16 protein-coding genes are annotated in these 13,612 nt (G+C 62.2%); 3 read left to right on the top strand and 13 right to left on the bottom strand.

Features of this window, described 5'->3' with window-relative positions:
* The first annotated feature begins 67 nt into the window (after positions 1–67).
* Entirely contained in the window at positions 68–496 is a 429-nt protein-coding gene (locus tag A4A58_RS15900) for a nucleoside deaminase (protein ID WP_068733659.1), read from the top strand.
* Here A4A58_RS15900 and A4A58_RS15895 read toward each other — a convergent pair.
* From A4A58_RS15895 to A4A58_RS15865, 7 genes are all read right to left on the bottom strand, one after another.
* Positions 467–721, bottom strand: a complete 255-nt coding sequence (locus A4A58_RS15895; RefSeq protein ID WP_068733657.1) for a DUF6894 family protein — start codon at positions 719–721, stop codon at positions 467–469. The genes A4A58_RS15900 and A4A58_RS15895 overlap by 30 nt on opposite strands.
* Before the next feature lie 152 nt (positions 722–873).
* Positions 874–1,941: a CBS domain-containing protein gene (locus A4A58_RS15890; RefSeq protein ID WP_068733655.1), complete on the bottom strand. Its 1,068-nt coding sequence runs from the start codon at positions 1,939–1,941 to the stop codon at positions 874–876.
* A gap of 38 nt (positions 1,942–1,979) precedes the next feature.
* The gene (gene purD, locus A4A58_RS15885; RefSeq protein WP_068733653.1) at positions 1,980–3,263 is read right to left on the bottom strand and encodes a phosphoribosylamine--glycine ligase; all 1,284 of its coding nucleotides are present in this window, start codon (positions 3,261–3,263) and stop codon (positions 1,980–1,982) included.
* Positions 3,264–3,366: 103 nt separating this feature from the next.
* A complete protein-coding gene (locus A4A58_RS15880) occupies positions 3,367–3,870 on the bottom strand; it encodes a DUF6622 family protein (protein WP_068733651.1) in 504 nt (167 codons plus the stop codon).
* A 21-nt stretch (positions 3,871–3,891) separates the two neighbouring features.
* On the bottom strand, positions 3,892–4,194 hold the full coding sequence (locus A4A58_RS15875) for a winged helix-turn-helix domain-containing protein (RefSeq protein WP_068733649.1): 303 nt from the start codon (positions 4,192–4,194) through the stop codon (positions 3,892–3,894).
* Position 4,195: 1 nt separating this feature from the next.
* Complete coding sequence (locus A4A58_RS15870) at positions 4,196–4,747, bottom strand: hypothetical protein (RefSeq protein WP_244499777.1); 552 nt, start codon at positions 4,745–4,747, stop codon at positions 4,196–4,198.
* A 4-nt stretch (positions 4,748–4,751) separates the two neighbouring features.
* Positions 4,752–5,738, bottom strand: a complete 987-nt coding sequence (locus A4A58_RS15865) for an alpha/beta fold hydrolase (protein WP_192855912.1) — start codon at positions 5,736–5,738, stop codon at positions 4,752–4,754.
* 122 nt (positions 5,739–5,860) lie between these two features.
* Here A4A58_RS15865 and xseA point away from each other — a divergent pair, with 122 nt between their 5' ends.
* Complete coding sequence (gene xseA, locus A4A58_RS15860; RefSeq protein ID WP_068733645.1) at positions 5,861–7,459, top strand: exodeoxyribonuclease VII large subunit; 1,599 nt, start codon at positions 5,861–5,863, stop codon at positions 7,457–7,459.
* Positions 7,460–7,579: 120 nt separating this feature from the next.
* Positions 7,580–7,807: a DUF2093 domain-containing protein gene (locus tag A4A58_RS15855; RefSeq protein ID WP_068733643.1), complete on the top strand. Its 228-nt coding sequence runs from the start codon at positions 7,580–7,582 to the stop codon at positions 7,805–7,807.
* 48 nt (positions 7,808–7,855) lie between these two features.
* On the opposite strand, the gene lpxK is transcribed toward A4A58_RS15855, so the two are convergent.
* From lpxK to A4A58_RS15825, 6 genes are all read right to left on the bottom strand, one after another.
* Positions 7,856–8,866 (bottom strand): tetraacyldisaccharide 4'-kinase, encoded by a 1,011-nt coding sequence (gene lpxK / locus A4A58_RS15850; protein ID WP_068733802.1) that lies wholly within the window; start codon positions 8,864–8,866, stop codon positions 7,856–7,858.
* A complete protein-coding gene (locus A4A58_RS15845; protein WP_068733800.1) occupies positions 8,859–10,163 on the bottom strand; it encodes a 3-deoxy-D-manno-octulosonic acid transferase in 1,305 nt (434 codons plus the stop codon). The genes lpxK and A4A58_RS15845 overlap by 8 nt, the downstream gene beginning before the upstream one ends.
* Positions 10,156–10,869 carry a lysophospholipid acyltransferase family protein gene (locus A4A58_RS15840; RefSeq protein WP_068733641.1) on the bottom strand — a complete coding sequence of 238 codons (714 nt, stop codon included), beginning with the start codon at positions 10,867–10,869 and terminating at the stop codon, positions 10,156–10,158. The genes A4A58_RS15845 and A4A58_RS15840 overlap by 8 nt, the downstream gene beginning before the upstream one ends.
* Positions 10,866–11,111 (bottom strand): DUF4170 domain-containing protein, encoded by a 246-nt coding sequence (locus A4A58_RS15835; protein ID WP_068733639.1) that lies wholly within the window; start codon positions 11,109–11,111, stop codon positions 10,866–10,868. Before A4A58_RS15835 ends, A4A58_RS15840 begins: the two co-directional genes overlap by 4 nt.
* A 61-nt stretch (positions 11,112–11,172) precedes the next feature.
* Positions 11,173–11,982, bottom strand: coding sequence for a 3'(2'),5'-bisphosphate nucleotidase CysQ (locus A4A58_RS15830; RefSeq protein ID WP_068733637.1), 810 nt, complete (start codon positions 11,980–11,982; stop codon positions 11,173–11,175).
* Positions 11,969–13,369: a TldD/PmbA family protein gene (locus A4A58_RS15825; RefSeq protein WP_068733798.1), complete on the bottom strand. Its 1,401-nt coding sequence runs from the start codon at positions 13,367–13,369 to the stop codon at positions 11,969–11,971. The genes A4A58_RS15830 and A4A58_RS15825 overlap by 14 nt, the downstream gene beginning before the upstream one ends.
* Positions 13,370–13,612: the final 243 nt, after the last annotated feature.

Raw genomic sequence — 13,612 nt, 5'->3', positions numbered from 1 at the left:
TTTTGCTGAATGCAACTCCGTAGCAGAGTTTTGCGCAGGAAACGAGCCGTTGACCGCACCTTCTTTCATGGATCTGGCGCTGAAAGCGGCCGAAAACGCCGGAAATGCCGGCGAAGTCCCCATCGGCTGCGTCATCGTGGGGAATAACGAGGTGATCGCCACGGCCGGCAACCGCACCCTCCGGGACCGCGACCCGACCGCCCATGCCGAGGTCCTGGCGATCCGGGAGGCCGCCGCCAGGCTCGGCAGCGAGCGGCTGGTTGACTGCGACCTGTATGTGACCCTTGAGCCCTGCACCATGTGCGCGGGCGCGATCTCCTTCGCCCGGATCCGGCGGCTGTATTACGGTGCAGCCGATCCCAAGGGCGGCGGGGTCGATTCCGGCGTGCGCTTCTTCGCTTCGCCTACCTGCCACCACGCGCCGGAGGTCTATCCGTCCGTGGGCGAAACCCAATCCGCCGCGCTGTTACGAGAGTTTTTTAGAGCGCGGCGCTGAGGCTTTGCTGACAGCTATATCGACGGGAACACGGGTTACTTCGTGCCCGTCTTCGTGGATGACGCAAATGTGGCGCTCATGGTCCTGATGCATCGCCGATCGCGTGCTGACTTCGTCGGCGATCACATAAGCCTGTGCAATCGCTTCGGCGTCATTGCGCAGTTCCCGACCAGCGTGGTCGCGCTGCGTCGTGCCGTTCTTGAGGTCGAAGTAATAGTGCGCCATGGGTACCTCACAGCCCCATCAACGCGTTCCACAACCTTCGGTTCCCCAAGAGGAACCCCTGGATACCTTTACTTGCCCTTGCGCTCCCGCGCCACCGCCTGCCAGCCGATATCGCGGCTGATTTTCAAACAAGATCGAAGGCAGTCTACTTGCTACTTGCGATAGGAATTAATGACCTGCAACTGTTGCAAAAAATGCGCGATGCCTCGCAAGTGGTTGAGATCAGCCACAGGAACACCATCCGGGTCAAAATGCATGACGTCGTTACGAATATTTCGAACCCGATCCAGCTTCTCACAAAACGTTTTCCGGTCGAGCGGTATATCAACCTTCGACCAATGCTCTTGGCTCTCAAGTATCCGAAGATACTCCCCAAAAGTGAGGTCCGAGACGGCCTCGACCTTTCGATTTTCATCCGAAGGGTCCCTCATAGTCTCAAGTTCTAAGGGGGAAAATTTCCCATCGAGAATTGCTCTTATGTGGTTTTCAATTTCTCCTAATAGCAAAAACGGTTCGGCCAATTGTTGGAACTGCAAGTTTAGGTCACTTGCAGTCACTATGCCTGTGACAACATTTTGCGCATTGCGAACCAGCACATATCCAAACTGACCAACTATCGAAATCGCTTGAAACATAGAAGCATCAGCGCGAATTTCTTGATGTACCTCCATCACGTCACGGACATGGTCGCCGCATTTTCCGAGGATCATTCGCGCCCCGATGGAGCTCCAATTGACTATACCTTTCACATCGCGCGGCCCTGTCATTACTGGGAGCTGCGAGTAATCATTAGTCATCATCATCGTCACCGCTTGTTGAACGGTGGCATCCGGAGAAATACTAACTAAAGGTTTATTAGCTGCTTCAAGCTTACTTATTCGATAGGTCGGATCCGCCGGGATCGCGGATATAACTGGACCATTCACTTCAGCCACGGCGATTGCCGCCGGAACGGTTACTGTAACTCCGCCTTCATCTTCTAACTTCTTATCTTCATCCAAAACAAATCGGATATCGGAGTCGATATAAGCCGATTGGAAATCGGGTTCGGTCCGCAAGGCAGCTCTCTTCAGAGCCTGCCGAATGTAGAAAACATTCCAATAGCTACGTCGCTGCGCGCCAGCCCAGGCCAGAAACGTTCGCGTGGTTACTGAAGATACGTCTTCGCGGCTCCTTAGCTTGGCCCCTATTTGGCTGAGCTCATCATCAATACGCGCCACGGCACCCCTCCCAAGGAACTACGCCTTAAAGTGGCAAGTTACCGTCCTTTGCGCTCCCGCGCCACCGCCTGCCAGCCGATATCGCGGCGGCAGAAACCTTCCGGCCAGTTGATCAGGCCGATGGCCTCATAGGCGCGGCGCTGGGCCTCAGCGACGGTCTTGGCGGAGGCCGTCACGTTGAGGACGCGTCCGCCATTGGCGAGAATCCAGTCGCCGGACGCCTTGGTGCCGGCGTGAAAGACCTCGACGCCCTCGATCTTCTCGGCGCGGTCGAGGCCGGCAATCCGGGTGCCCTTTTCATAGTCGCCGGGATAGCCCTTGGCGGCCATGACCACGGTGAGTGCGGGATCAGGGAACCAGCGCAGGTCGAAATTCTTGAGCTGCCCGTCGCAGGAGGCGATCAGGGCCGGCAGCAGATCCGACATCAGCCGGACCATCAGCACCTGGGTCTCGGGATCGCCGAAGCGCGCATTGTATTCGATCAGTTTCGGACCTTCGTCCGTGATCATCAGGCCGGCGAACAACACGCCCTTGTAGGGATTGCCCATCGCGCTCATGGCGCGCAGCGTCGGAGCGATGATCTCCTTCATCGTGCGATCGCGGATCGCATCGGTGAAAACCGGTGCCGGCGAATAGGCGCCCATGCCGCCGGTGTTGGGCCCCTTGTCGCCATCGAAGGCGCGCTTGTGATCCTGTGCCGCGACCAGCGGCAGTGCATGCTCGCCGTCGCACAGCACGAAAAACGAGGCTTCCTCGCCGGTCATGAATTCCTCGACCACGGCTTCTGCTCCGGCTGCGCCGAAGCCGCCGCCCAGCATCATGTCGATGGCGTCTTCCGCTTCCTTCAGCGTCATCGCGACGACCACGCCCTTGCCGGCGGCAAGACCATCGGCCTTGATCACGATCGGCGCACCCTGCGCGCGGATATAGGCCTTGGCGGCGTCCGCATCGCTGAAGCGCTCATAGGCCGCGGTCGGAATGTTGTTGGCCTTGCAGAGATCCTTGGTGAAGCCCTTGGAGCCTTCGAGCCGGGCGGCGGCCTTGCTCGGCCCGAACGACTTGATACCGGCAGCAGCCAGATCGTCGACGATCCCTGCTGCCAGCGGCGCCTCAGGGCCAACCACGACGAAATCGACCTTGTTCACCTTGCAGAAATCAATCACAGCGGCATGGTCGGCAACATCCAGCGCGATACATTCCGCCTCTTTGGCGATGCCGGCATTGCCGGGCGCACACCAGAGCTTGGTTAGCAGCGGAGACGCGGCCAGTTTCCACGCCAGCGCGTGTTCGCGACCACCGGAACCGATGAGGAGAATGTTCATAACCAGCCAGACCAATTGCAATCAAACACGCCCACCGTTTAGCACGGCGCGTCGGGACAGCAATCAGTGGTCTGAGTAATCAACTGGCCAGGCGGCCAACCCGTCAAGCGACGGCGACATGTGTTTCCGCGCGATAGCGGCGGATCAAACCCACCGTCCAGCCAAGGAAATAGCCAGCGCACGCCCCCGACACTAATTGGCCGATCAGCGGAACGACAGCACCCGAACCCAGCTTCATCGCGGTTGCGACCGCCACGGCATATTGCAGCAGAAAGACCGACAGGTTGCGGATCAGGGGCAGCCAGCTTCCGGGGCGCTGAATGGTGCCGTCCTGGCGATCGACCGTCATCTCGCCGGGACCGATCCACAGAGCGACGGCCGCCATCACGATCGCCGCTGCCAGCCATGCCCCGATCAGATGCATTTGGCCGCCGGCAAAGATCAGCCGCGACAGCCCCATCAGGAGAAACACCATCGGAACGATCAGCAAACGGCGCAGCTGTGTCTTTCGTGGCCGGAGCGACAGACTTCCGAGCCAGATCAGCAGTGCGAGCAACGCGAACACCCAGATCGGCGTGTTGGCCAGAATGCGCCACGCGATATCCATGACAATCTCCCAGGCTTTGCTCTACTTGCCTTCCGCAGTCGCGATGATCTCACGCAAGGTGGCGACGTGCCGCGCGAAGGCGCCACGCCCGGCGGCGGTGGCCGTCACCGTTGTCTGCGGCTTCTTGCCGACAAAGGCCTTTTCGACGCTGACATAACCGGCTTTCGCCAGTGTCTCGATATGAGCGCCGAGATTGCCATCGGTGGCGCCGGTCAGTTTCTTCAATCGCGGGAAATCCAGCCCCTGTGTCGGATGCAGAGCGTTCAGCGCTGCCATGATCTTGAGCCGCAGAGGCTGATGGATGATGTCATCGAGCTCTGCCATGTCAGCTGCGCCGCATCCAGAGGCCGCCGAGCAACAGGCCGCCGCCATTGACGACAGCCATCCAGAGCGTGAACCACGGTCCGGCCAGGAAGTAACCGAGCAACGTCAGCGCGATCACGCTCATGCCGATCACGACAAAGACGCGGCCGAACCAGAACCCTGTCATCACGTAAGGCAACATGAAGTAAGTCGTCCAGAACGCTGCGATCTGCCGCGGCGCCATGTTCCCGAAAACGATGCTCCACAGACAGCCGAAAGCCACGAACGCGATAAACGCTGCCGTTGCGCGGGCATCGAAGGTGCTGACGCCTTCGCGCTTCTTGTTGAGGGCACCGATGATGATCGCGCAGATGACACCCGCGACAATGACGACCGCCCAGATGACGGGGGCCGCAGCAGGCGCGAAGAACGAGAGCAGATATCCGATAAAAGTCGCAACGCCCCATAGAATGAGCATCGTGCTGGCGTGCCGATAGAACACCGACTGCCGGACTAGCCGACTGAGGCTCTCGATCTCCATCAACGCAGCACTGGCTTCCTGGCTGTTGATCACGGTGTCACCTCGTTGCGAGATCATCGGCGACGACGGCGACGAAACTCGCCGTGCTGACGACGTCCATGTGATTTGCGTCGTCGAGGACGCGCACATCGATATTGGCTTTCGACTGCATCGCCTCGCGATATTTGTCGGCGAACATCAGCTCGTCATTGCGCCCGGCGATGACCGATATGGGCCCGTTCGCCGGATCGAGATCCAGGCGATAGTCGCGATGCGTGCCGAAATTCTGCAGCAGCCGAAACGAATATTCGGACGTCAGAATGCGTGTCGACCCAGGTTGCACGGCAAAGGCGACCACCGGGAGCTGCGAACAGCATGTCACCCCGAACGACTGCAGCACACTGAGCGCGATGATGCGCGGCACACTCGGACTGGCCCATCCGCCTGCGTTCTCGCGTGTGGATGGCGACTTCAGACCGAGATAAGGTGACAGCAGAACGGTGCGTGCGAAAAGCCCCTGATTGACGGACCCTGCTACGCGCAGTGCAAACCCGCCGCCCGACGAATGCCCCGCGAGCGTCAGTGGCGACGCCAGCCCCTGCCCGCGCAAATGGCCGACGAGATCTGCGAGATCATCGTCGAGCTGGCCCAGATAGGCGATATCGCCGCGGGTCCCCGACGCGCCATGGCCGCGCATGTCGGGAGCGATGCTTTCGACGCCCCGCGCGGCAAGCGCTTTCGCGAGAGCGTGCACCGCTATGCTCGATCCCGACGAACCATGAATGAGCAGTGCTGCACGGTTCACGGATGGGCCGGATGGCGTGTAGCGCCGGTAGGCCAGATTCGAGCCGTCTCTCGCCTGGAAATACTGCAGTGGCGGCACGTCCCCGCGATAGGCACTGCGCGCCGTGTCCGCAATGGAGGCCAGTGCCTTGGGCCGGGAAACCGGCACCGCAATCATGCCGGCCAGCACCAGGGCCACCAGGCCCACCGCAGCAAGGAGCCAAACGATGCCACGAACCGCGAAGGTCAATATCCACGCCATAATATCCGCCATTCCCTGAATACAGACTACTCTGTATAACAGAGCTATCTGCAGATCTATATCTGATTGGCGTTTTGCGACCGACATCCCTACTTTGCGACGATCCTGAAAGCCGAGATTCGATGCCCAAAGCCGCCGCCCCCCTCACCAATTCCCCCGAATTCACCGTCTCCGAGCTGTCCTCAGCCCTGAAACGGACGGTGGAAGACACTTACGGGAACGTGCGGGTGCGCGGCGAGATCTCCGGTTTTCGTGGGCCGCATTCCTCCGGCCACTGCTATTTTTCGCTCAAGGACGAGAGCGCCAAGATCGAGGCGGTGATCTGGAAGGGCGTCCATGGCCGGATGCGCTTCAAGCCGCAGGAAGGCCTCGAAGTCATCGCCACCGGCAAGCTGACCACCTATCCCGGCTCGTCGAAATACCAGATCGTCATCGAGGCCATCGAACCTGCCGGCGTCGGCGCGCTGATGGCGCTGATGGAAGAGCGCAAGCGCAAGCTTGGCGCGGAAGGCCTGTTCGACGAAGCGCGCAAGCAGTTGCTGCCATGGCTGCCGGAGGTGATCGGCGTCGTGACGTCGCCGACGGGCGCGGTCATTCGCGACATTCTTCATCGGCTGGAAGACCGGTTCCCGCGCCGCGTGCTGGTATGGCCGGTGAAAGTTCAGGGCGAAGGCTCGGCCGAACAGGTCGCGGCCGCGATCCATGGCTTCAACGCGCTGCCGGTGGGCGGCGCAATTCCGCGGCCGGATCTGCTGATCGTCGCGCGCGGCGGCGGCTCGCTGGAAGACCTGTGGTCGTTCAACGAAGAGATCGTGGTGCGCGCCGCGGCCGAGAGCATGATCCCGCTGATCTCGGCCGTGGGCCACGAGACCGATATCACGCTGATCGATTTCGCCGCCGACAAGCGCGCGCCGACGCCGACGGCCGCTGCCGAAATGGCGGTGCCCGTGCGCGCCGAACTGATGGTGGAGATATCCGGGTTCGAGCGCCGCATGATGCTGTGCTGGCAGCGCGGGCAGGAATCCCGCCGCAACGAGCTGCGCGCCGCAGCGCGTGCCTTGCCGGATCTCAGCGAATTGCTCGCCATTCCGCGCCAGCGTCTCGATGGCGCAACCGCATCGCTGCCGCGTGCGTTGAAGGCCAATACGCATGCGCATCATCGCCGCTTCGCTCAGGCCAGTGCCGGGCTGACGCTGCGCGTACTGCGCGCGCAGATCGCCCATGCCACACAGCGACTGACGGTATCGGGCGAACGCTTGAGCCTCTCCGCGCGTGCACTGCTTCGGCAGCGCCGCGATCGCTTCACTGGCCTTGAAGCACGATTGAAGGCCTCCAAGCTCGCCAATGCGCAGGCGCAGCGCAATGCCATCACGCGCGATCGGGAGCGCGCTCTGCGCCTCACTGAGCGCGCGCGCCGTGCATTGACGACACTGGTGCAGCGCCAGCAGGCGCGCGTACAGGCGTCGAGTCAGTTGCTCGGTGCGCTCTCCTATCGCAGCGTGCTCGCCCGCGGTTTTGCGCTGGTGCGCGACGAGCAAGGCGCGGCGCTGCATACCGCCGCAAATATCGGAGCGGGCGCCCGCCTGAGCATCGAATTCGCCGATGGCCGCGTCGGCGTGACCGCCGATGGCGACCGCCCGGCCGCTGCGCGTGAAGCAAAGCCTGCGTCGCCGGCCGCGCCGAAAAAGGCGACGAAAATCGATCAGGGCAGCCTGTTCTAGGGTTGCGCGGGCCGCCTTTATTGGGCGACGCCGCGGCCCTATTTATGCTACGACGAGACGACATTCAGGGCCGGCGACCGATCCGGCAAGACGACTTAGTGACGATCCAGGAGACCAGCCGTGCTGAACAAATTTGGCCCTTCGGGCCACGGCGAAGCCCAGTTGCAATATCTCGACGGCGATTTCCGCGTGGTGTCGCCCGGCACCTATGTGACTTGCGCCATCACAGGCGAGCGCATTCCGCTGGATGAACTGAAATACTGGAGCGTCGATCGGCAGGAAGCCTATGCGGTGCCGAATGCGGTGCTGACGCGGCATTATCCGGACGCGGTGAAGACGCAGAAGTAAGCTCGTATCGGTCGTTCCGTAGGGTGAGCACGCTTCGCTTTGCCCACCTTACGTTCTGAGCGTCTTCACTCTTGCCTGATTGAGCTTCTCGATCACGAAAGCCTGCAGCGCCGTCTTGTCCTCGAAGACCAGCGTGACGGCGAATGGTACGATCTCCGCCGCGGCCGGCATGCTGCTGAGCTTGACGACATCCTTTTCGGTCGTCACCAGCGTCAGGCCATCACGCTTCGCTTGCAGGGATAGCGCGTCGATCTCACCGGGCGCATACGGGTGGTGATCGGCGAAGGCTTTCTCCACAACCACGTCCACACCTGCATGACACAAGGTCCGGAAGAAGCGTTGGGGATCGCCGATTCCCGCAAAGGCCAGCACGCGCTTGCCGCGCAGAGCCGCCACTGACGTCTCGTCTGGCACGAGGCGCGCCGTCAACACCGGACCACCCTTGCCCGCCACCAGCGCCGCCACGCCCGTCGCTGCAACACCATCACCAATCACGACCAACGCATCGGTATGCGCGATCTGCAGATCGAGCGGCGCGCGCAACGGTCCCGCTGGCAGCACACGGCCGTTGCCGAGACCGCGATTGCTGTCGATCACAATGAACGACGCGTCCTTGGCGATGGCCGGATTCTGGAAACCGTCATCCATCACGATGACGCTGGCCCCCGTCGAGCGCGCCAGCGCGGCGCCTGCGACGCGATCCCCGGAGATCACCACCGGCACCTGTCGTGCCATCATCAGCGGTTCGTCGCCAACATCTGCCGCCACGTGCCTGGACGGATCGACTCTCACCGGGCCGCGCAACTTGCCGCCATAACCGCGGCTCAGCACAACAGGCGTCTCGCCGAGATCGCGCAGCACCTGCACCAGCGCCAATGTCGTCGGTGTCTTGCCGGCACCGCCGACGTGATAATTGCCGACGCAAAGAACGGGAATGCCGACATCCACGCCCTTGCGCGCCATGCGGCTACCGGCGACTTCGCCATAGATGGCGCCAAGCGGCATCAGCAGACGCGACAGCCATGTCGATGGCGGCCGCCAGAACGCCGGCTCACGCATCATACGCTCCCGCTTCGAGCCGGAGCTGCATCAAATAAGGCTCCAGCGCATGCAGGGTGCGGTCGAGCGCACCGCCAAGCCGTTCAACCACGCGATGCCCGGCCTCGATCGCGGCATCGCGTGCCGCCTCGTTGCCGAGCATCTGGCCGAGCTGTTTCACCATTTGCTCCGAGGAGTCGGCGAGCTTCGCGCCGCCGGCGCCATCCAGCGCCTCATAGACGTCGGTGAAATTGAAGACGTGCGGACCATGCACCACGGACGCACCGAGCTTCACGGCTTCAATCGGATTCTGCCCGCCATGGGGCACCAGCGAACCGCCCATGAACACCACCGGCGACAGCCGATAGAACAGGCCGAGTTCGCCCATGGTGTCGGCCACGTAAATATCGGTGCCTGCATGCGGCAATTCCTCGCGCGAGCGCAAGGCGACCTGCGAACCTGCCACCGTGATCATCTGCGCAATATCGGCGCCGCGATGGGCGTGGCGCGGCACGATGACCGTCAGCAAATTCGGGAAGAAGCTGGTCAGCGTCTTGTGAGTCTCGATGATGATTTCCTCTTCGCCGGGATGCGTCGACGATGCGACGATGATGGGGCGACCGCGCGTCACCGCCATGAGCTTGTCCAGTTTCATGGCGTCACCGGGCGGCGCCGGCACGTCGAGCTTCAGATTGCCGGTGACGACGACGCTGCGCGACCCCAATGCGCTGAAGCGCTCGGCGTCGGTTTCGGACTGCGCCAGGCAAATCTCAAAACGGCCGAGCAAGGCACCGATGGTCGCCGAGAATTTCTGCCAGCGCGGGAACGAGCGCTGCGACATGCGCGCATTGATCAGCACCATCGGCAGCCGACGTTTGGCGGCGGAGATGATCAGATTCGGCCAGAGATCGCTCTCGATGAACAGCGCCAGGCTCGGCTTCCAGTGATCGAGGAAGCGCGCCACGAAGCGCGGTGAATCATAGGGAATGTATTGATGGATGATATCGGTCGGAAAGCGCTTGGTGATGATCTCGGCCGAGGTCACCGTTCCTGACGTCAGCAGGATGCGCATACCCAGCGCGCGCAGCCGCTCGATCAGCGCTGCCGCCGCCAGCACTTCGCCGACGCTGGCGCCGTGGATCCAGACCAGCGGCCCGGCGGGGCGCTCGATCTGCGAGATGCCGCGACGCTCGTCGAGGCGCGCGGGATCTTCCTTGTTCTTCTTCAACCGTTGCCTGATCAGGACGGGCGCAAGCGGCGTCAGCGCCGCCGACAATCTGCGATAGGCGCGCAGCGTGATCGGCAGCGCGTTAGGCACGACCCGCACCTTCCGGCCGACCTACCGTGTCATAGGCACGCTGCGTGGCCTCGTTCAGCGTGGCCTCGAGCTGCAGGCGCAATGCCTCCATCATTGTGCCGTCCGCGTCGGCCGGAACATTGATCGGCTCGCCACCGACCAGCACGCCGCGCCCGAAAGGCAGATTGATCGTGGTGCGGTCCCAGTTGTTGAGCTGGACGTAGCGGCTGGTGGCCATGGCAAACGGCATGATCGGCCGGCCGCTTTCGCGTGCCAGCATGATGATGCCCATGCCGGCGACACGCGAGCGCTTCGGCACGTCGGCGGTCAGCGCCATGTTGATACCGCGCTCCAGCACCCGCACCATCTCCTTGAACGCACCGACGCCGCCCTTACGGTGAAACGCGCCACCATGATCGCCGGAGCCGCGGACGGTGGCGATGCCAAGGCGCTCGGCAGCCAGCGCGTTGAACTCGCCGTCGCGATGCTTCGAGATCAGCACCGCGCCGCGATAGTCCTTCTGCCGGATGAATGGCGTCATGAAGTGCTGGCCATGCCAGAACGCCAGGATGACCGGCATCTGCGGCTCGACAATGTCATAGACATCGACGGGATCGAAGGTGAAGGTGTTGGTCTTCCAGACCAGACGCAAAAATTCGGCCGCGAGAAACCCCGCGGCGCGCTGAACCCAGCTGCTGCGCAGCGTGTTTCGGAGCAGTCGTTTCAAGCGGTCGGCTTCGCGTCTTGACCCGGATCGAGCAGCCGATGGAGATGGACGATGAAGTAGCGCATGTGCGCGTTGTCGACGGTCTGCTGCGCCTTGGCCTTCCAGGCGACAAATGCCGTCGCGTAATTCGGATAGACGCCGACGACTTCAACCTGGCTGAGATCCTTGAACGTCGTCTCTTTCAGGTTGGTCAGCTCGCCCCCGATGACCAGATGAAGCAGTTGCTGTGGTGTGTCCGACATGAATCCTGTTCCTGCAGCGACCGGCTGCGATCCGATAAGTCAAAGATAGTGGTGCAGCCGGTTAAACCCGGCGGTTCTGGAATTGCTCGACGATGTAAGCATGGCGATCGGCCCCCGCTGCCACCAGCAACCCGTGCGTGACTTCCCGGCGATTATAGAGGATGGGATCGCCCGAAAGCTCGGTCATCCTACCATTCGCTTCGTGCACGATCAAATCTGCGGCCGCCAGATCCCAGTCCCGGCTCTGCCCCCCGGCAAAGGCTGCATCCAGCCGGCCATTGGCGATCCAGCACAATCGCAGCGCCAGTGAGCCGATTCGCGGATAAAGGGTGATATCCTGCCGGGGATGGACCATCCGCTCGACCAGCGGTTTCGGACCCGCCACGCGCGAAAAGTCCATTGCGGAACCGGTCGTGGCCCGAACCGGAACGCCGTTGCAGGTGGTGCCCTGCCCGTGGATCGCCAGGAAAAATTCATCTGTGGATGGTGCAAATACCGCAGCCATCACCGGCCGGGCGTCCTCGACCAGCGCGACACAGACACACCAATCCTCGCGACCGGCGAGATAGCTGCGGGTGCCGTCGATCGGATCAATGATCCAGGTCAGGCGCTTGCCGAGGCGGGATTCGTCATCGGCGCTCTCCTCCGAGAGCCAGCCGTAATCAGGCGTCGCGGCACGAAGCCGCTTCTCGATCAGATCGTTGACGGCGATATCCGCTTCGGAGACGGGAGAGGATTCGCCCTTGGTCCATTTCTTGAGTTCTGTACCGAACATTGCGAGGCCGAGCTCGCCGGCCGCCCGCACGGTGTCCGCCATCAGGGCAACATCGTGCGCGAGCCGTTTGTCCGTGTCGAGATCAGCGTCCGGCAATCGTCAGTCCCTCGACGCGCACGGTCGGCGCGTTGACGCCGTATTTGAAAGTGAGGTCGTTCGCAGGCGTCATCGACTTGAAGATCTCGAAAAGATGACCCGCAATGGTGATCTCGCTGACGGCGTAAGTGAGCTTGCCGTTCTCGATCCAGAATCCGCCGGCGCCGCGGCTGTAGTCGCCGGTCACGCCATTGACGCCCGAGCCGATCAGATCGGTGACGTAAAAGCCTTCCTTGATATCGGCGATCAGGTCTTCGGGGCTCACGTCGCCCGCTTCCATGTGCAGGTTATATGCGCCGGGCGATGGTGACGACGACACGCCACGATGCGCGTGGCCTGTCGTGGTCATGCCGAGTTCGCGCGCGGTCGCGCAATCCAGCAGCCAGGTCGTGAGCACGCCGCCATCGATAATGGCCTGCTGCTTCGTCGCAACGCCTTCGGCATCGAAGGACTGCGAGCGCAGGCCGCGCACGCGCAGGGGATCGTCGATGATGCGGATATTGCTGCTGAACAGCTGCTTGCCGAGACTGCCCTTGAGGAACGTGGTCTTGCGCGCGACGGACGCGCCATTGGCGGCACCGATGACGTGACCGACCAGCGAGTTCGAGACGCGCGGGTCGTACACCACCGGCACCTTGCAGGTCGGCACCTTGCGCGGGTTGGCCCGCGCCACCGTACGCTCGCCCGCGAGCTTGCCGACGCTGGCCGGCGACTCCAGATCGGATGCATGCAGCGCCGAGGTGAAGGCGTAGTCGCGCTCCATATTGGTACCGTCGCCGACGATGGCAGTCATCGAGACGCCCTGGCTGGAGCGCAGATAGGAGCCGTGGAAACCGGTCGAGGTGACGAGCACCATGCCGCCGATGCCGGTCGAGGCCGATGCACCGCCGGACTTGGTCACGCCCTTCACCGCGAGCGCGGCTTCTTCAGCTTCGACAGCGCGTCGTTCGAGTTCGCTCACCGACGGCACGACGGGATCGAGCAGATCGAGATTTGCAAAGTCGCGCGCAAGCAGCGCTGGGTCCGCAAGGCCGACATATTGATCATCGGGTGCGACGCGCGCCATCGCGACAGCACGTTCGGCCAGTTGCGCGACATTGTCGCCGGACATGTCATTGGTGGAGATCACCGCCTGACGGCGACCGACGAATACGCGCAAGCCCATATCGTCACCCTCCGAACGCTCGGAGGCTTCGACCTTGCCGTCACGCACTTCGACGCCATGCGACACCCCGCGCACCGCGACCGCATCCGCGGCATCCGCACCGGCCTTCCTGGCAGCCTCGACGAGACGCTGCGCCAGCGTGGAGAGTACGGACTGATCGAGCAGATCGGAATTGTCGGATTTCGTGGAGACAGACGACGATGCGTTTGGTGAAGAGTTCACGAACAAAATCCCAACATTGAGAGACGATTTCAACAGGTCCGAAGCGGCGATGACCGCCGTTAGAGATGTGCTTATTTCGCAGGGACTTCAAGCATTTGCCGCGCCGAAAAGGAAAGAATTTCAGGGCTCTCGCAACGGTTCGTCAATCATGCCTGCCAAGCTTCTGTCAATCATGAAGGGCAGTCGGATTCGATTAACCAGCCTTTTTAAGCCGATTCCGAACCGGCTCTGGCAAGGTCTCCC

The sequence above is a fragment of the Tardiphaga robiniae genome (genome assembly GCF_001618955.1).
GTDB classification, from domain to species: Bacteria; Pseudomonadota; Alphaproteobacteria; order Rhizobiales; family Xanthobacteraceae; genus Tardiphaga; species Tardiphaga robiniae_A.
The sequence above is the reverse complement of the archived record's forward strand: the minus strand, read 5'-3'. Positions and strand labels throughout refer to the sequence as shown.

Bases quoted from the DNA above. Each gene is read 5' to 3' on its own strand.
- lpxK (WP_068733802.1), bottom strand. From the start codon at position 8,866: ATGCGTGAGCCGGCGTTCTGGCGGCCGCCATCGACATGGCTGTCGCGT.
- purD (WP_068733653.1), bottom strand. From the start codon at position 3,263: ATGAACATTCTCCTCATCGGTTCCGGTGGTCGCGAACACGCGCTGGCG.
- A4A58_RS15875 (WP_068733649.1), bottom strand. From the start codon at position 4,194: ATGGCAGAGCTCGATGACATCATCCATCAGCCTCTGCGGCTCAAGATC.
- A4A58_RS15835 (WP_068733639.1), bottom strand. From the start codon at position 11,111: ATGTCGGACACACCACAGCAACTGCTTCATCTGGTCATCGGGGGCGAG.
- A4A58_RS15865 (WP_192855912.1), bottom strand. From the start codon at position 5,738: ATGGCGTGGATATTGACCTTCGCGGTTCGTGGCATCGTTTGGCTCCTT.
- xseA (WP_068733645.1), top strand. From the start codon at position 5,861: ATGCCCAAAGCCGCCGCCCCCCTCACCAATTCCCCCGAATTCACCGTC.
- A4A58_RS15895 (WP_068733657.1), bottom strand. From the start codon at position 721: ATGGCGCACTATTACTTCGACCTCAAGAACGGCACGACGCAGCGCGAC.
- A4A58_RS15880 (WP_068733651.1), bottom strand. From the start codon at position 3,870: ATGGATATCGCGTGGCGCATTCTGGCCAACACGCCGATCTGGGTGTTC.
- A4A58_RS15900 (WP_068733659.1), top strand. From the start codon at position 68: ATGGATCTGGCGCTGAAAGCGGCCGAAAACGCCGGAAATGCCGGCGAA.